Raw genomic sequence first — 15,707 nt, 5'->3', positions numbered from 1 at the left:
GCGCAGTCCGGGGACATTCGTCGCCCGGGCGCGCCTCCACCGCGCCCGCCGCTGCGTCGCGGGCGGCCTCCCGTGCGCCTGCTGCCGCATCGCTGCTGCTGCGATATTGCCCCTTACCCCGTCGGAAGGTGGCAGAACCGTGCAGTGGACGAAACAGAACGAACGAACTGTGTACTCAAACCGCTGGTTCAGCGTCAATCTCGCGGATGTCGAGCTGCCGGACGGCCGGCATCTCGACCACTTCCTCATACGGCTGCGGCCCGTCGCCGTGGCCACGGTGGTGAACGAGGCGAACGAGGTCCTCCTGCTGTGGCGCCACCGCTTCATCACCGACAGCTGGGGGTGGGAACTCGCGGCCGGCGTCGTCGAGGACGGCGAGGACGTCGTCCGGGCCGCCGCCCGGGAACTGGAGGAGGAGACCGGCTGGCGGCCGGGTCCCCTGCACCACCTGATGAGCGTGGAGCCGTCCAACGGCCTCACCGACGCCCGGCACCACGTCTACTGGTCCGACGAGGGCGAATACGTCGGACATCCCGTGGACGACTTCGAGTCGGACCGCCGGGAGTGGGTGCCCCTGAAGGTGGTCCCGGACCTGGTCGCCGCGGGTGAGGTCCCGGCCGCCAACATGGCGGCGGCCTTACTCCTGCTGCACCACCTCAGGCTCGGCCAGGACGGCAGGCCCTGACACCGAAGCGCCCGGCACCCCGAGGGGTGCCGGGCGCTTCGGGGCGTCGATCAGCCGTACGTGTAGAAGCCGGAACCGCTCTTGCGGCCCAGCCGGCCCGCGTCGACCATGCGCTGGAGCAGCGGGGGAGCGGCGTACAGCGGCTCCTTGTACTCCTCGTACATCGAGTACGCCACCGAGGCCACCGTGTCCAGGCCGATCAGGTCGGACAGCTTCAGCGGGCCCATCGGGTGGGCGCAGCCCATCTCCATGCCGTTGTCGATGTCCTCGCGGCTGGCGATGCCCGACTCGAACATCCGGATGGCGGAGAGCAGATACGGGATCAGCAGCGCGTTGACCACGAAGCCGGAGCGGTCCTGGGCGTGGATCGCGTGCTTGCCGAGCACCTTCTCGGTGAAGACCTGGGCCCGGCTCAGGGTGCCCTCGGAGGTGGTGAGCGCCGGGATCAGCTCGATCAGCTTCTGCACCGGGGCCGGGTTGAAGAAGTGGATGCCGATGACGTGGTCGGGCCGCGAGGTGGCGACCGCCAGCTTCACCAGCGGGATGGAGGAGGTGTTGGAGGCCAGGATCGCGTCCGGCCGGGTCACCACCTGGTCGAGGACCTGGAAGATCTCCGTCTTGACCTGCTCGTTCTCGACCACGGCCTCGATCACCAGATCGCGGTCGGCGAATTCGCCGAGATCCGTGGTGAAGCTCAGCCGGGCCTGCGTGGCCGCCAGCTCCTCCTCGCTGATCTTGCCGCGCTCGGCCGCCTTCGACAGGGAGTTGAACAGCCGGGTCCGGCCGATCTCCAGGGCTTCGCCGGTGGTCTCGGCGACCTTGACGTCCAGTCCGGCCCGGGCGCACACCTCGGCGATCCCCGCGCCCATCTGACCGCAGCCCACCACTCCGACGCGTTCGATGTCGGTCACATCGTCCCTTTCGCTACTGCTTACGGCTGTGGCAGGGTGCCGGGTCCCGGCGCCTGCTCCGTTCGTGCACGTTACTCCGAAGTATCGATGATCGATCGCGGGGGTGGGGCATCCTGGCCGGGAGACGGTACCTGACCAGGTGGTTCGACGGTGTTCCAGGGGGCGCGATGGGGCGGGTGTCACGCAGGGTGTTCGCGACGGCGGCGCTGGCGGCGCTGGCGGTGGTGCCGAGGGCGTCGGCCGCGCCGAGGGACGCTCCGGGGGCGTCCGGCGGTCCGGGGCGGGGCGGGGCGGCGACCGGTGAGATGCGCGGCATGTGGGTGGCCACCGTCACCAACCGGGACTGGCCCTCCAGGCCGGGGCTGAGCGCCGCGCGGCAGCGCGCCGAACTCGTCGCCCACCTCGACGCGGCCGTCCGCGCCCGGCTCAACACGGTCGTCTTCCAGGTGCGGCCCACGGCGGACGCGCTCTGGCCCTCGCCGTACGAGCCGTGGTCGCAGTACCTCACCGGCACCCAGGGCGCGCATCCCGGCTGGGATCCCCTCGGCACGGCCGTCACGGAGGCCCACGCCCGCGGTCTGGAGCTGCACGCCTGGTTCAACCCGTACCGCGTGGCGATGCACGCCGACCCGGCCCGGCTCGTCGCCTCCCACCCGGCCCGCCGCAACCCCGCCTGGGTCGTCCCGTACGGCGGCAGGCTCTACTACAACCCCGGGCTGCCCGAGGTCCGTGCCTTCGTCCGGGAGGCGATGCTCGACGCGGTGCGCCGCTACCCCGTCGACGCGGTCCACTTCGACGACTACTTCTATCCGTACCCCGTGGCCGGCCAGACCTTCGACGACGAGCGGGCCTACGACACCCATGGCGGCGCCTTCCCGGCCCGGGCGGCCTGGCGGCGGGACAACGTCGACCGGCTGGTGCGCGAGACGGCCGCCTCGATCAGGGAGATCCGGCCCGGCACCCGCTTCGGCATCAGTCCCTTCGGGGTGTGGCGCAACGCCGAGGTGGACGAGCGGGGCTCCGACACCCGTGCGGGCGTGCAGACCTACGACGACCTGTACGCGGACACCCGCAAGTGGGCCCGGGAGAACTGGATCGACTACATCTGCCCGCAGCTCTACTGGAACATCGGCTTCGGCGCCGCCGACTACGCGAAGCTGCTCCCCTGGTGGGCCGAGGTCGTCCGGGGCTCGGGGACGCGGCTGTACGCGGGGGAGGCGCTGTACAAGGCGGGTGACCCCGCGCAGCCCGCGGCCTGGCAGGATCCGGCCGAACTCTCCCGCCACCTCACGCTGGCCGCGCGGCATCCGGAGGTGCGCGGGCACGTCTTCTTCGCCGCCCGCGAGGTGGCGGCCGATCCGATCGGCGCGATGGCACGCGTGACCACCGACCACTACCGGCAGGCGGCGCGGCCTCCGCGCTGATCGGGAGCTAGTGCTGTGGGGTCTTGTGCCGGATCTCGGTGTCGGGGCCGGGTGAGCACACGCCCTCGTGTCCGTCCTCGAAGCGGACGCGGTAGGGCGGGTTTCCTTCCTGGCCCATCACTTCGACGATTTCGCCGACCTTGTCGTGCTGGCCGACCACCCTGCCGTGCTGGACAAGCTGGTCGCCTTCGGTTGCGCGCATCGGGGCCTCCTCTCAACCGCGCGCCCGCTGCGTGACGGCGATGCAGACGAGCACCGCCGCGGCCGTCAGCGGGGCGGCCACCGTCAGGTGCTCGTTCAGCAGCAGCACCGACCACACCAGTGTGAGCAGAGGCTGTGCCAGCTGCAACTGGCTGGCCTTGGGAATCCCGATGGCCGCCATGCCCCGGTACCAGACGATCAGCCCGAGGAACTGCGAACCCGCCGCCACCCACAGCAGCCCGGTCACGCTGTGCGCGGTCAGCCGCACCGGCTCGACGCTCAGCGCGACGGCGGCGACGGGCAGCGCGAGCGGCAGGCACAGGATCAGCGCCCAGCCGATCACCTGCCAGCCCGGCATCACCCGGGCCAGCCTGCCGCCCTCGGTGTAGCCGGCCGCGCACACCAGGAGCGCCGCGAAGAGATACAGGTCGGCCGTGGTCAGCGCGCCGCCGCTCTGCTGCACGGTGAACGCCAGCACGGCGGCGGCCCCCGCGAGGGCCGCCGCCCAGAAGACGCGCGAGGGGCGGGAGCCGACGCGCAGGGCGGACAGCAGCGCCGTCGTCAACGGGAGCAGGCCCACCACGACGGCCGCGTGCGCGGTGGTGGAGGTCTGGAGCGCCAGGGTGGTCAGCATCGGGAAGCCGAAGACGACTCCGGCGCCGACCACCGCGATGCCCGGCCAGTGCCGCCGGTCCGGCGGCGGCACGCGCAGGGCGAGCAGACAGCCGCCGGCGATGACGGCCGCGAGCACACTGCGCACGGCCACCAGGGACCAGGGCCCGAAGCCTTCGAGGCCCCAGGCGGTGGCCGGGAACGTGAGGGAGAAGGCGACGACGCCGAGGGCGGCCTGCACGGTGCCGAGGCCGCGGTGCTCCCCGGGGACGGTGACTGCTATCGGCGGTGCGGCAGTAGCGCTACTCTGTGCTCTCATGCAAGAGCGTAGCAGTGTGGGTGAACTGGCGGAGCAGCTGCGAAGGGAGCTGGACCGCTACTCTACCGGTGGAAAGCTCCCGTCGAGCAGAGCTCTGGTGGAGCGGTTCCGGGTGAGCCCGGTGACCGTCTCCCGGGCCCTGGCGCAGCTCGCCGCCGAGGGCCTGGTCGTCACCCGGCCCGGCGCCGGCGCCTTCCGCGCCCACCCCCGGGAGGCGACCGCGCCCGCCGGGGACACCTCCTGGCAGGAGGTCGCGCTCAGCGCCGACGGCGCCGCCGAGCTCGTACCGCGCTCGGTGGACGCCTCCGGGGTACTGGTCTCGCTGGCCGCGCCGCCGCCCGGGGTGATCGAGTTCAACGGCGGCTATCTGCACCCCTCCCTGCAACCGGAGCGGGCCATGGCGGCGGCGCTCTCCCGGGCCGGACGCAGACCGGGCGCCTGGGGACGGCCGCCCATGGAGGGGCTGCCGGAGCTGCGCGAGTGGTTCGCGCGCAGCATCGGAGGGCCGGTCACGGCGGCGGGCGTGCTGGTCACCTCGGGCGGCCAGTCCGCGCTGACCACCGCCCTGCGCGCGCTCGCCCCGCCGGGCGCCCCCGTCCTCGTCGAGTCGCCCACCTACCCGGGCATGCTGGCCATCGCCCGCGCGGCCGGACTGCGCCCGGTGCCCGTCCCCGTGGACGCGGACGGTGTCCGGCCCGCGCTGCTCGCGGACGCGTTCCGGGCGACCGGCGCCCGGGTCCTCGTCTGCCAGCCGCTGTTCCAGAACCCCACCGGCGCCGTGCTCGCGCCCGAGCGGCGCGGCGAGGTGCTGCGCATCGCCCGCGAGGCGGGCGCCTTCGTGATCGAGGACGACTTCGTGCGGCGGCTGGTGCACGAGGACGCGGGCCCGCTGCCGCGCCCGCTCGCCGCCGACGACCCCGACGGGGTGGTGGTGCACGTCTGCTCGCTGACCAAGGCCACCTCGCCCAGCTTCCGGGTGAGCGCCCTCGCCGCGCACGGCCCGGTGCTGGAGCGGCTGCGGGCCATCCAGATCGTCGACACCTTCTTCGTGCCCCGGCCCCTCCAGGAGGCCACGCTGGAACTCGTCGGCTCGCCCGCCTGGCCGCGTCATCTGCGCGCGGTCTCGGCCGCGCTGCGAGCCCGCCGGGACGCGATGACGACCGCGCTCCGCCTCCACCTCCCCGAACTCTCCCTGCCGCACATCCCGTCCGGCGGCTACCACCTGTGGCTGCGGCTGCCCGAGGGCGCGGCGGAGCCGGCCCTGACCGCCGCCGCCCTGCGCGCGGGCGTCGCCGTCACCCCCGGCCGCCCCTACTTCAGCGCCGAACCCCCGGCCGGCCATCTCCGGCTCAGCTTCGCGGCGGTGGCCGGCACCGGTGAGATCACGGAGGGGGTGCGCCGGCTGCGCACCGCCTGCGACGAGGTCCTGGGATAAGGGTTCGACGCCACCGCGCCCGGCCTGCGAACATCCCGCCATGACGGACACCCCGCGCCTGCCCGAGGGCTACGAGATCTCCACCGACCCCGCCAGGATCGACGCCGCGCGCGTGCACCGGTGGCTGTCCACCGACGCCTACTGGGCGCTGGGCCGCCCCCGTGAGAAGCAGGACCGGGCGATCGAGGGGTCGCTCAACTTCGGCGTCCACGACACGGTCTCGGGGGAGCAGGTGGCGTACGCCCGGGTCGTCACCGACCGGGCGACCTTCGCCTGGCTCTGCGACGTGTACGTGGATCCGTCCGTGCGCGGCAAGGGCGTCGGCACGGCGCTGGTGGCGGCCGTACGGGAGGAACTGCTGCCCCACGGGGTGAAGCGGATCATGCTGGCCACGCACGACGCGCACGGCGTCTACGCCAAGCTCGGGTTCCGGCCGCTGGAGCGCCCCGACCAGTGGATGGCACTCATGCCGGAGTGACCGGGCCCGGCGGGCGTTTCGGGGTACTTGTCCGGCGCGTCCTTACCAGCCAGTAAACCAGGATGCACCTTGAGTGACGCCTCCGTGACACCTCTTGACCGGGGCACCTCCGCGTCTCACGATCGCCGCATGGCACTTCGGGTCACGTTCGTCGCCGCCGCGGGGAGCTCCTCGGTGCTCGCCGAACGTTTCGAGGACGTCCGGCCGCTGGACCAGGCCGGCTGGAGCGAGGTGCAACGGGCCGCGCACGAGCTGCTGCCGCTCGCCGCGGCCGATCTGCGTTACTGTTCCCCGGCCCCGCGCAGCCGTGCCACCGGAGAGGGTCTCGGATACGCGCCGCTGGTGCAGCTCGCCCTGCGCGACTGTGACATGGGCCGGTGGCGGGGGCTGACCCTGGGCGAGGCGATGGCCCGGGAGCCGGGGGCCGTGGACGCGTGGCTCGCCGACCCGCGGTCCACGCCGCACGGCGGGGAGTCGCTGCTGGACTTCATCGGCCGGGTCGGCGGCTGGCTCGACACCCGGCCGGTCGAGGACGACTGCCGGGTGGTGGCCGTGGCGGAGCCGTCCGTGATCCGGGCGGCCCTGGTGTACGTGCTCAAGGCGCCACCCGCCACGTACTGGAACATCGACGTCCGCCCGCTGTCGGCAATCGGTGTGACCGGCCGCGCGGGCCGCTGGAACCTGCGTCTCGAAGGGGTGTCCGCTCAGCCCACCCGCGCGTAGTCGGTGGTGAGCTCCAGGTCCTTGGCGGGACCGCGCACCCGCCAGACCGTCCGCCAGTGGTCCGCGTCCCGGACGGTGAACTCGCCCCGGTAGAGGTCCGCCGAGCAGGGGTGGTCGGCGACGTACCGGCCCTCGGTGAGGTCCAGGTCGTGGAACGGGCGGCCGTCCGCGAACCGTACGTCCGCCGTGCCGTCCGGGCCGGGCAGGAAGCGCAGGGTCCGCTCGGCGGGCCGGGTGACGCCCCGCCAGGTGAAACGGCCGGACTCGTGCTGGAGCAGACCGCCGCCCTCCAGTGGACCGAAAACGACCGTTCCCTCGAAGTGCCCCCGGTCGCCGCCGTTCAGGTCCCGCACGGTCCGTGCCGCCCGCCACCGGCCGCGCAGATAGCCCAGTGCGTCGGGTACTGGCCAGAACTCGCCCATCCCGCCTCGCTCCCGCGTGGTCTCCGTTGCCGCACGACCCATTGACGTGCTCCTGCCTCCTCCCTATCTTGCCGTTCGAAGTGCTGACCAATGGTCGATATGTCGAACACTCCTAGAGTCACCCCACTCCTAGAGAGAGCCGCTGAGTATCCATGTCACGCACAGCACGCCACCGCTCCCGCCTCAGACTCGGACTCACCGCAACCGCGCTCCTGACGGCCGCCGCCCTCGTCCCCGCCCCCGCGCACGCCGAGGACACCACCGACTACACGATCACCGTCGACCCGAAGGCCACGGGCGCGGAGATCGACGACACGATGTACGGCGTCTTCTTCGAGGACATCAACCGGGCCGCCGACGGCGGTCTGTACGCCGAGCTTGTGCAGAACCGCTCCTTCGAGTACTCCACCGCCGACAACGGCTCGTACACACCCCTCACCTCCTGGGCCGTGGGCGGCACCGCCGAGGTGGTGAACGACTCCGGCCGGCTCAACGAGCGCAACCGCAACTACCTCTCCCTGGGCGCCGGGTCCTCGGTCACGAACTCCGGCTACAACACCGGCATCCGCGTCGAGCAGGGCAAGCGGTACGACTTCTCGGTGTGGGCCCGCGCGGAGAGCGGCAGCACCCTCACCGTCACGCTGAAGGACGCCGCCGGCGAGCTCGCGACCGCCCGCCGGGTCGCCGTCGAGGGCGACTGGGCCAAGTACCGGGCCGCGTTCACCGCGTCCCGCACCAGCAGCCGCGGGCGTCTCGCCGTCGCCTCCTCCGGTGCCGCGGCCCTCGACATGGTGTCGCTGTTCCCGCGCGACACCTACAAGAACCAGCCGAACGGCCTGCGCAAGGACCTCGCCGAGAAGATCGCCGCCCTGAAGCCCGGCTTCGTCCGCTTCCCCGGCGGCTGTCTGGTCAACACCGGCTCCATGGAGGACTACAGCGAGGCGTCCGGCTGGCAGCGCAAGCGCTCCTACCAGTGGAAGGACACCGTAGGTCCGGTCGAGGAACGCGCCACCAACGCCAACTTCTGGGGCTACAACCAGAGTTACGGCCTCGGCTACTACGAGTACTTCCGCTTCGCCGAGGACGTCGGCGCGATGCCGCTGCCCGTCGTCCCCGCCCTCGTCACCGGCTGCGGCCAGAACCGGGCCACCGACGACGAGGCACTGCTGAAGCGGCACATCCAGGACACCCTCGACCTGATCGAGTTCGCCAACGGCCCGGCGAACTCCGCCTGGGGCAAGGTCCGCGCCGGGATGGGCCACCCGAAACCCTTCGGCCTCACCCACATCGGCGTCGGCAACGAGGAGAACCTGCCGCGCGAGTTCTTCGCCCGCTTCGAGCGGTTCCGGACCGCCATCGAGGCGAAGTACCCGGACATCACCGTGATCTCCAACTCCGGCCCCGACGACTCCGGCACGACCTTCGACACCGCCTGGCAGCTCAACCGCGAGGGCGACGTCGACATGGTCGACGAGCACTACTACAACAGCCCGCAGTGGTTCCTCCAGAACAACGACCGCTACGACTCCTACGACAGGAACGGCCCCGCGGTCTTCCTCGGCGAGTACGCCTCCCAGGGCAACGCCTGGAAGAACGGCCTCGCGGAAGCCGCCTTCATGACCGGCCTGGAGCGCAACGCCGACATCGTGAAGCTGGCCTCGTACGCGCCGCTGCTCGCCAACGAGGACTACGTCCAGTGGTCACCGGACATGGTCTGGTTCAACAACCACGCCTCCTGGGGCTCGGCCAACTACGAGGTCCAGAAGCTGTTCATGAACAACGTCGGCGACCGGGTCGTCCCGTCGAGGGCGAGCACCACACCGGATGTCAGCGGCCCGATCACCGGGGCCGTGGGCCTGTCGACGTGGGCGACGAGCGCGGCGTACGACGACGTGAGGGTGACCTCCGCCGACGGCACCTCCCTGCTCGACGACGACTTCTCCGGTGACGCCTCGCGGTGGACGCACAGCGGTGGCGGCAGCTGGAGCGTCCAGGACGGGCAGTACGTCCAGACCGACCAGGCCGCCGAGAACACGCTGGTCACGGCCGGTGACCCGGCCTGGCACGACTACGACCTGCATGTGAGGGCGACCAAGAAGTCCGGCAACGAGGGCTTCCTCGTCGCGTTCGGCGTCAAGGACACCGGCAACTACTACTGGTGGAACCTCGGCGGCTGGAACAACAGCCAGTCCGCCGTCGAGCAGGCCGTGGACGGCGGCAAGTCGACGCTGATCTCCAAGGCCGGGTCCATCGAGACGGGCCGCGCCTACGACATCGACATCAAGGTGCGGGGCCGCCAGGTGACCCTCTACCTGGACGGCCAGGAGTGGGGCAGCTTCACCGACGACAAGCCGGCCGAGCCGTTCCGCCAGGTGGTCACCCGGGACTCCGGCACCGGTGACCTGATCGTCAAGGTCGTCAACGCCCAGCCGGCCGAGGCCCGCACGGCGATCGACCTCGGCGGCGCGAAGGTCTCCTCCCGGGCCCGCGTGACCACGCTGGCCGCCGACGCGGACGCGGTCAACACGGAGACGGACACCCCGGTCACCCCGGTGACGTCCACCGTCCGGGGCGTCGCGAGCGAGTTCACCTACACCTTCCCGGCGAACTCGGTGACGTTCCTGAGGATCAAGCAGGGGTAGCGGCCCCCGGGCGCGGGTCACCGTCGGGCGGACGGTGACCCGCGCTTTCGCGTCCTCCCTCCTTCGCATTGCATAAACGTGCAGCGAAACGTATAGTCATGCCATCCAGGAGGAGGGTTTTCCATGGCGGTACGTGCGGCGGTGGCCGGAGCGAGCGGGTACGCGGGCGGTGAGCTGCTGCGTCTGCTCCTGACGCACCCCGGGATCGAGATCGGCGCCCTGACCGGCAACTCCAACGCCGGGCAGCGGCTGGGCGCGCTCCAGCCGCATCTGCTGCCGCTCGCCGACCGCGTACTGGAACCGACCACGGCCGAGGTGCTCGCCGGTCACGACGTCGTGTTCCTGGCGCTGCCGCACGGCCAGTCCGCCGCCGTCGCCGAGCAGCTCGGCGAGGACGTGCTCGTGATCGACATGGGCGCCGACTTCCGGCTGAAGGACGCCGCCGACTGGGAGGCCTTCTACGGCTCCCCGCACGCCGGGACCTGGCCCTACGGCCTGCCCGAACTGCCGGGTGCCCGCGCCGCGCTGGAGGGGTCCAAGCGCGTCGCGGTGCCCGGTTGCTACCCGACCGCCGTCTCCCTCGCCCTCTTCCCGTCGTACGCGGCGGGGCTCGCCGAGCCGGAGGCGGTGATCGTCGCCGCGTCCGGCACCTCCGGCGCGGGCAAGGCGCTCAAGCCGCACCTGCTCGGCAGTGAGGTCATGGGCTCCATGTCGCCCTACGGCGTGGGCGGCGGACACCGGCACACCCCCGAGATGATCCAGAACCTCAGCGCGGCGGCCGGCGAGCGGGTCTCCGTCTCCTTCACTCCGACCCTCGCGCCGATGCCCCGCGGCATCCTCGCCACCTGCACCGCGAAGGCAAAGCCCGGCGTCACGGCCGAGTCCGTGCGCGCCGCCTACGAGAAGGCCCTCGCCGACGAACCCTTCGTCCATCTCCTCCCCGAGGGACAGTGGCCCACGACCGCCTCCGTGTACGGCTCCAACGCCGTGGCGGTGCAGGTCGCGTACGACGGGGCCGCGGGGCGGATCATCGCGATCAGCGCCATCGACAACCTGACCAAGGGCACCGCGGGCGGTGCCGTCCAGAGCATGAACATCGCCCTGGGTCTCGACGAGACCACGGGGCTGACGACGATCGGAGTTGCGCCGTGAGTGTGACGGCAGCAAAGGGATTCACGGCGGCGGGCATCGCCGCCGGGATCAAGGAGAACGGCAACCCCGACCTGGCCCTCGTGGTCAACACCGGCCCCCGCCGCGCCGCCGCCGGCGTCTTCACCTCCAACCGCGTCAAGGCCGCCCCCGTCCTCTGGTCCGAGCAGGTCCTCAAGAGCGGGCAACTGTCCGCCGTCGTCCTCAACTCCGGCGGCGCCAACGCCTGCACCGGACCGAAGGGCTTCCAGGACACCCACGCCACCGCCGAGAAGGCCGCCGAGGTGCTCGGCACCGGCGCGGGCGGGATCGCCGTCTGCTCGACGGGGCTCATCGGCGTCCTGCTCCCCATGGACAAGCTGCTCCCCGGCGTCGAGAGCGCCGCGGCCCAGCTGTCCGAGCACGGCGGCGAGAAGGCCGCCATCGCCATCAAGACCACCGACACCGTGCACAAGACGTCCGTCGTGACACAGGACGGCTGGACCGTGGGCGGCATGGCCAAGGGCGCCGGCATGCTCGCCCCCGGCCTCGCCACCATGCTCGTCGTCCTCACCACCGACGCCGACCTGGAGTCCGACGTGCTCGACCGGGCCCTGCGCGACGCGACCCGGGTCACCTTCGACCGCGTCGACTCCGACGGCTGCATGTCCACCAACGACACCGTGCTGCTGCTCGCCTCCGGAGCCTCCGGGGCCACCCCCGGGTACGCGGAGTTCGCCGAGGCCGTCCGGACCGTCTGCGACGACCTCGGTCAGCAGCTCATCCGTGACGCCGAGGGCGCCAGCAAGGACATCAAGGTCGAGGTGATCAACGCCGCGACCGAGGACGACGCCGTCGAGGTGGGCCGCTCCATCGCCCGCAACAACCTCCTCAAGTGCGCCATCCACGGCGAGGACCCCAACTGGGGCCGCGTCCTCTCCGCGATCGGCACCACCAAGGCCGCCTTCGAGCCCGACGAGCTGAACGTCGCCATCAACGGCGTCTGGGTGTGCAAGAACGGCGGCGTCGGCGAGGACCGCGACAAGGTCGACATGCGCTACCGCGAGGTGCACATCGTCGCCGACCTCGCCGCCGGCGACGCCACCGCCACCATCTGGACCAACGATCTCACCGCCGACTACGTCCACGAGAACAGCGCCTATTCCTCATGACCGCCACCCGTAAGCACACCGCGCTGCCCAAGGCACAGATCCTCATCGAGGCGCTGCCCTGGCTGACCCGGCACCACGGCAGGACCGTCGTCATCAAGTTCGGCGGGAACGCCATGGTCGACGAGGACCTGAAGGCCGCCTTCGCCCAGGACGTCGTCTTCCTGCGGCACGCCGGCCTCAAACCGGTCGTCGTGCACGGCGGCGGCCCGCAGATCAGCGCCGCCCTCGACCGGCACGGCATCGTCAGCGAGTTCAAGGCCGGCCTGCGCGTCACCACCGAGGACGCCATGGACGTCGTCCGCATGGTGCTCGCCGGACAGGTGCAGCGGGAGCTGGTCGGGCTGCTCAACCGGCACGGACCGCTCGCCGTCGGCCTCACCGGCGAGGACGCGCACACCCTCACCGCCACCAAGCACCGGCCCGAGATCGACGGCGAGTCGGTCGACATCGGGCGGGTGGGCGAGATCACCGAGATCGACACGGGCGCGATCGAGGCCCTGCTCGCCGACGGCCGCATCCCGGTCGTCTCGTCCATCGCCCGCAGCCAGGACGACCACCATGTCTACAACGTCAATGCTGATACGGCGGCTGCGGCACTCGCTGCGGCCCTGGGCGCCGAGACCCTCATGGTCCTCACGGACGTCGAGGGCCTCTACGAGGACTGGCCGAACAGCGACGAGGTGATCAGCCGCCTCACCGCGTCCCAGCTCGAGAAACTCCTGCCGGAGCTGTCCTCCGGCATGGTGCCGAAGATGGAGGGCTGTCTGCACGCCGTGCGCAACGGCGTGACCACCGCCCGTGTCATCGACGGCCGGGTCCAGCACTCGATCCTGCTGGAGATCTTCACGGACGAGGGCATCGGCACGATGGTCGTGCCCGACGAACAGGGGGAGTCGTGAGCAACGAGGAACTGACCACGCGGTGGCAGGGCGCGCTCATGAACAACTACGGCACCCCGCGGCTGCCGCTCGTACGCGGCGAGGGCGCGCGGGTGTGGGACGCCGACGGCAAGGAGTACGCCGACTTCGTGGGCGGCATCGCGGTCAACGCGCTCGGCCACGCCCACCCGGCGGTCGTCGAGGCCGTCAGCCGGCAGATCGCCTCCCTCGGCCACATCTCCAACCTGTTCGTCGCCGAGCCGCCCGTCGCGCTCGCCGAACGGCTCCTCCAGCTCTTCGGCCGCGACGGCAAGGTCTACTTCTGCAACTCGGGAGCCGAGGCCAACGAGGCCGCGTTCAAGATCGGCCGGCTGACCGGGCGGACCCATATGGTCGCCACCGAGGGCGGCTTCCACGGCCGCACCATGGGCGCCCTCGCGCTCACCGGCCAGCCCGCCAAGCGGGCGCCCTTCGAGCCGCTGCCCGGGGACGTCACCCACGTCCCGTACGGCGACGCGCAGGCGCTGGCCGCCGCCGTCACCGAGGACACCGCGCTGGTGATCATCGAGCCGATCCAGGGCGAGAACGGGGTCGTGGTGCCCCCGCCCGGGTATCTGAAGGCGGCCCGCGCGATCACCGCGGCCACGGGCGCGCTGCTGGTGCTGGACGAGGTGCAGACCGGCGTCGGACGGACCGGGAACTGGTTCGAGTACCAGGCCCACGAAGGCGTGCTGCCGGACGTCGTCACCCTGGCCAAGGGGCTCGGCGGCGGGCTGCCGCTCGGCGCCACCGTCGCCTTCGGGCGCGCCGCCGAGCTGCTGCGGCCCGGCCAGCACGGTACGACCTTCGGCGGCAACCCGGTCGCCTGCGCCGCCGGACTCGCCGTCCTCGACACCATCGCCGACGACGGGCTGCTGGAGAACGTCAAGCGGCAGGGCGAGAAACTCCGCGACGGAATCGAGGCCTCCGGCCACGCCTTGATCGACCGTGTCCGGGGCGCGGGCCTCCTCCTGGGTATCGTGCTCACCGAGCCGCTCGCACCCCAGGTGCAACAGGCGGCTCAGGACGCCGGATTCCTCGTGAACGCGCCCGCCCCCGATGTCGTACGGCTCATGCCGCCGCTGACCCTCGGGGACGACGCGGTGGACGCCTTCCTCGGGGCGCTGCCCGGCATCCTGGACGAGGCCGGCGGCGCGGGTGGGGAAGGACGATCCGGAGAATGAGACGACGATGAGCCAGGAGCAGGACCAGGGTCAGCACGCCGGACCTGCCGTGCCGCAGACGCGCACCGCACGCCACCGCCGGATCGTGGACATCCTCAACCGGCAGCCGGTGCGGTCGCAGAGCCAGCTGGCGAAGCTGCTCGCCGACGACGGGCTGAGCGTCACCCAGGCGACGCTCTCCCGCGACCTGGACGAGCTGAACGCGGTGAAGATCCGCAACAACGACGGCGACCTGATCTACGCGGTGCCGAGCGAGGGGGGTTTCCGCACGCCCCGGGCGCCGCTGGGGGAGTCCGCCAAGGAGGAGCGGATGCGGCGGCTCTCGCAGGAGCTGCTGATCTCCGCGGAGGCCTCGGCGAACCTCGTGGTCCTGCGTACCCCGCCCGGTGCCGCGCAGTTCCTGGCCTCGGCCATCGACCAGGCGGAGCTGCACGACATCCTCGGCACGATCGCCGGCGACGACACGCTGCTGCTGATCAGTCGGGAGCCGACGGGGGGTCAGGCCCTGGCGGACCACTTGCTGAGGTTGGCCCAGAACGGCCACTGAAGGGGGCGGTGCGGTGGTCTGCCGACCGCGGGCGCGTCGTGGCTGGTCGCGCAGTTCCCCGCGCCCCTAGGGGCGCGTAGCTGCGGGCAGTCGTGCCGCTGGGGCGGCACGGGTGGGCGCGGCGGCACCCCGCCAACGCGGGTGAGTGAAACGTCCGTACCTCAGCCCAAACGGGCGGCCAGCCCCCCGGTGCACCGCACCTCGTCGCCCGCGGTGATCAGCAGCGCCTCGACGTCCGGGAGGGACTCCAGCCACCGCAACCCCTCCCGCGACCCCATCGCGAACGCCGCCGTCGCCCAGCAGTCCGCCCACGTCAGCCGAGGCGCGACCACCGTCACCGAGACCAGATCGGTCACCGCCGACCGCCCCGTGCGCGGATCGACGATGTGATCCCCCCGCTCGGCGGTCCCGGACGTCGCCACCGCCAGCTCCTCCACCCCCGCCGCCGAGACGACCGCCGCCAGCCCACCCGGACGCAACGGATCCGACACCCCCACCCGCCAGGGCCGCCCCGCCCCCGGCGCCCCCAGCAACTGCACATCACCGCCCCCGTTGACGCTCACCCCCACCGCCCCCGCGGCAGCGAGCCGACGCGCGGCCCGCTCCGTGGCCCAGCCCTTGACGATCCCCGTCGGATCGAGCCGGCCCCGGTAACGCACGCTGAACCACCCGTCGCTCACCCGCTCCGCCTCCGCCGCCAGGTCCAGCACCTCGGCGACGTCCGCGTCGCACTCCCCGACGGTCAGCTCCCCGCGCGCCAGCCGGGAGATCTGACTGTCGTCGCGGTACGTGCTGAACACCTCGTCGACCCGGTGCAGCCCCGCGACCGCCTCCTCCACCGCCGCGCGCACCGCGACGGGTTCCCCGCCGCGGACGTCGAGGGAGAAGACGGTCCCCATCGTCTCCT

16 protein-coding genes are annotated in these 15,707 nt (G+C 72.0%); 11 read left to right on the top strand and 5 right to left on the bottom strand.

The window, feature by feature from the left end:
• Positions 1 to 139: 139 nt before the first annotated feature.
• Positions 140 to 685: an NUDIX hydrolase gene (locus ACZ470_RS30345; RefSeq protein ID WP_468432337.1), complete on the top strand. Its 546-nt coding sequence runs from the start codon at positions 140 to 142 to the stop codon at positions 683 to 685.
• A 50-nt stretch (positions 686 to 735) separates the two neighbouring features.
• On the opposite strand, the gene ACZ470_RS30340 is transcribed toward ACZ470_RS30345, so the two are convergent.
• The gene (locus ACZ470_RS30340) at positions 736 to 1,596 is read right to left on the bottom strand and encodes a 3-hydroxybutyryl-CoA dehydrogenase (protein WP_468432335.1); all 861 of its coding nucleotides are present in this window, start codon (positions 1,594 to 1,596) and stop codon (positions 736 to 738) included.
• A gap of 167 nt (positions 1,597 to 1,763) precedes the next feature.
• Between ACZ470_RS30340 and ACZ470_RS30335 the strand changes: the two genes are divergently transcribed.
• Positions 1,764 to 3,020 carry a glycoside hydrolase family 10-like protein gene (locus ACZ470_RS30335; protein ID WP_468432333.1) on the top strand — a complete coding sequence of 419 codons (1,257 nt, stop codon included), beginning with the start codon at positions 1,764 to 1,766 and terminating at the stop codon, positions 3,018 to 3,020.
• Positions 3,021 to 3,027: 7 nt separating this feature from the next.
• On the opposite strand, the gene ACZ470_RS30330 is transcribed toward ACZ470_RS30335, so the two are convergent.
• The gene (locus tag ACZ470_RS30330; RefSeq protein WP_468432331.1) at positions 3,028 to 3,222 is read right to left on the bottom strand and encodes a DUF1918 domain-containing protein; all 195 of its coding nucleotides are present in this window, start codon (positions 3,220 to 3,222) and stop codon (positions 3,028 to 3,030) included.
• 12 nt (positions 3,223 to 3,234) lie between these two features.
• A complete protein-coding gene (locus tag ACZ470_RS30325; RefSeq protein ID WP_468432329.1) occupies positions 3,235 to 4,152 on the bottom strand; it encodes a DMT family transporter in 918 nt (305 codons plus the stop codon).
• Here ACZ470_RS30325 and ACZ470_RS30320 point away from each other — a divergent pair.
• From ACZ470_RS30320 to ACZ470_RS30310, 3 genes are all read left to right on the top strand, one after another.
• Positions 4,151 to 5,587 carry an aminotransferase-like domain-containing protein gene (locus ACZ470_RS30320; RefSeq protein WP_468432328.1) on the top strand — a complete coding sequence of 479 codons (1,437 nt, stop codon included), beginning with the start codon at positions 4,151 to 4,153 and terminating at the stop codon, positions 5,585 to 5,587. The genes ACZ470_RS30325 and ACZ470_RS30320 overlap by 2 nt on opposite strands.
• Positions 5,588 to 5,627: 40 nt before the next feature.
• Positions 5,628 to 6,065 carry a GNAT family N-acetyltransferase gene (locus tag ACZ470_RS30315; protein WP_468432326.1) on the top strand — a complete coding sequence of 146 codons (438 nt, stop codon included), beginning with the start codon at positions 5,628 to 5,630 and terminating at the stop codon, positions 6,063 to 6,065.
• A gap of 129 nt (positions 6,066 to 6,194) precedes the next feature.
• Entirely contained in the window at positions 6,195 to 6,788 is a 594-nt protein-coding gene (locus tag ACZ470_RS30310; RefSeq protein ID WP_468432324.1) for a histidine phosphatase family protein, read from the top strand.
• Here the strand turns inward: ACZ470_RS30310 and ACZ470_RS30305 are convergent.
• Positions 6,770 to 7,210 carry a DUF6314 family protein gene (locus tag ACZ470_RS30305; RefSeq protein WP_468432383.1) on the bottom strand — a complete coding sequence of 147 codons (441 nt, stop codon included), beginning with the start codon at positions 7,208 to 7,210 and terminating at the stop codon, positions 6,770 to 6,772. The genes ACZ470_RS30310 and ACZ470_RS30305 overlap by 19 nt on opposite strands.
• A 152-nt stretch (positions 7,211 to 7,362) precedes the next feature.
• Between ACZ470_RS30305 and ACZ470_RS30300 the strand changes: the two genes are divergently transcribed.
• The 6 genes from ACZ470_RS30300 (at position 7,363) to ACZ470_RS30275 (ending at position 14,800) form a co-directional block, all read left to right on the top strand.
• Positions 7,363 to 9,852: an alpha-L-arabinofuranosidase C-terminal domain-containing protein gene (locus ACZ470_RS30300; protein ID WP_468432323.1), complete on the top strand. Its 2,490-nt coding sequence runs from the start codon at positions 7,363 to 7,365 to the stop codon at positions 9,850 to 9,852.
• 123 nt (positions 9,853 to 9,975) lie between these two features.
• Entirely contained in the window at positions 9,976 to 11,004 is a 1,029-nt protein-coding gene (gene argC, locus ACZ470_RS30295) for an N-acetyl-gamma-glutamyl-phosphate reductase (protein ID WP_468432322.1), read from the top strand.
• Positions 11,001 to 12,152 (top strand): bifunctional glutamate N-acetyltransferase/amino-acid acetyltransferase ArgJ, encoded by a 1,152-nt coding sequence (argJ, locus tag ACZ470_RS30290; RefSeq protein ID WP_468432321.1) that lies wholly within the window; start codon positions 11,001 to 11,003, stop codon positions 12,150 to 12,152. The genes argC and argJ overlap by 4 nt, the downstream gene beginning before the upstream one ends.
• Complete coding sequence (gene argB, locus ACZ470_RS30285) at positions 12,149 to 13,051, top strand: acetylglutamate kinase (RefSeq protein ID WP_468432319.1); 903 nt, start codon at positions 12,149 to 12,151, stop codon at positions 13,049 to 13,051. Before argJ ends, argB begins: the two co-directional genes overlap by 4 nt.
• Positions 13,048 to 14,253 carry an acetylornithine transaminase gene (locus ACZ470_RS30280; protein WP_468432317.1) on the top strand — a complete coding sequence of 402 codons (1,206 nt, stop codon included), beginning with the start codon at positions 13,048 to 13,050 and terminating at the stop codon, positions 14,251 to 14,253. The genes argB and ACZ470_RS30280 overlap by 4 nt, the downstream gene beginning before the upstream one ends.
• Before the next feature lie 7 nt (positions 14,254 to 14,260).
• On the top strand, positions 14,261 to 14,800 hold the full coding sequence (locus ACZ470_RS30275) for an arginine repressor (RefSeq protein WP_468432315.1): 540 nt from the start codon (positions 14,261 to 14,263) through the stop codon (positions 14,798 to 14,800).
• A 161-nt stretch (positions 14,801 to 14,961) separates the two neighbouring features.
• Here ACZ470_RS30275 and ACZ470_RS30270 read toward each other — a convergent pair whose 3' ends face one another.
• Positions 14,962 to 15,699 (bottom strand): FAD:protein FMN transferase, encoded by a 738-nt coding sequence (locus ACZ470_RS30270; protein ID WP_468432382.1) that lies wholly within the window; start codon positions 15,697 to 15,699, stop codon positions 14,962 to 14,964.
• Positions 15,700 to 15,707 lie beyond the last annotated feature (8 nt).

Source organism: Streptomyces sp. NPDC031111 (genome assembly GCF_055570675.1).
The sequence above is the reverse complement of the archived record's forward strand: the minus strand, read 5'-3'. Positions and strand labels throughout refer to the sequence as shown.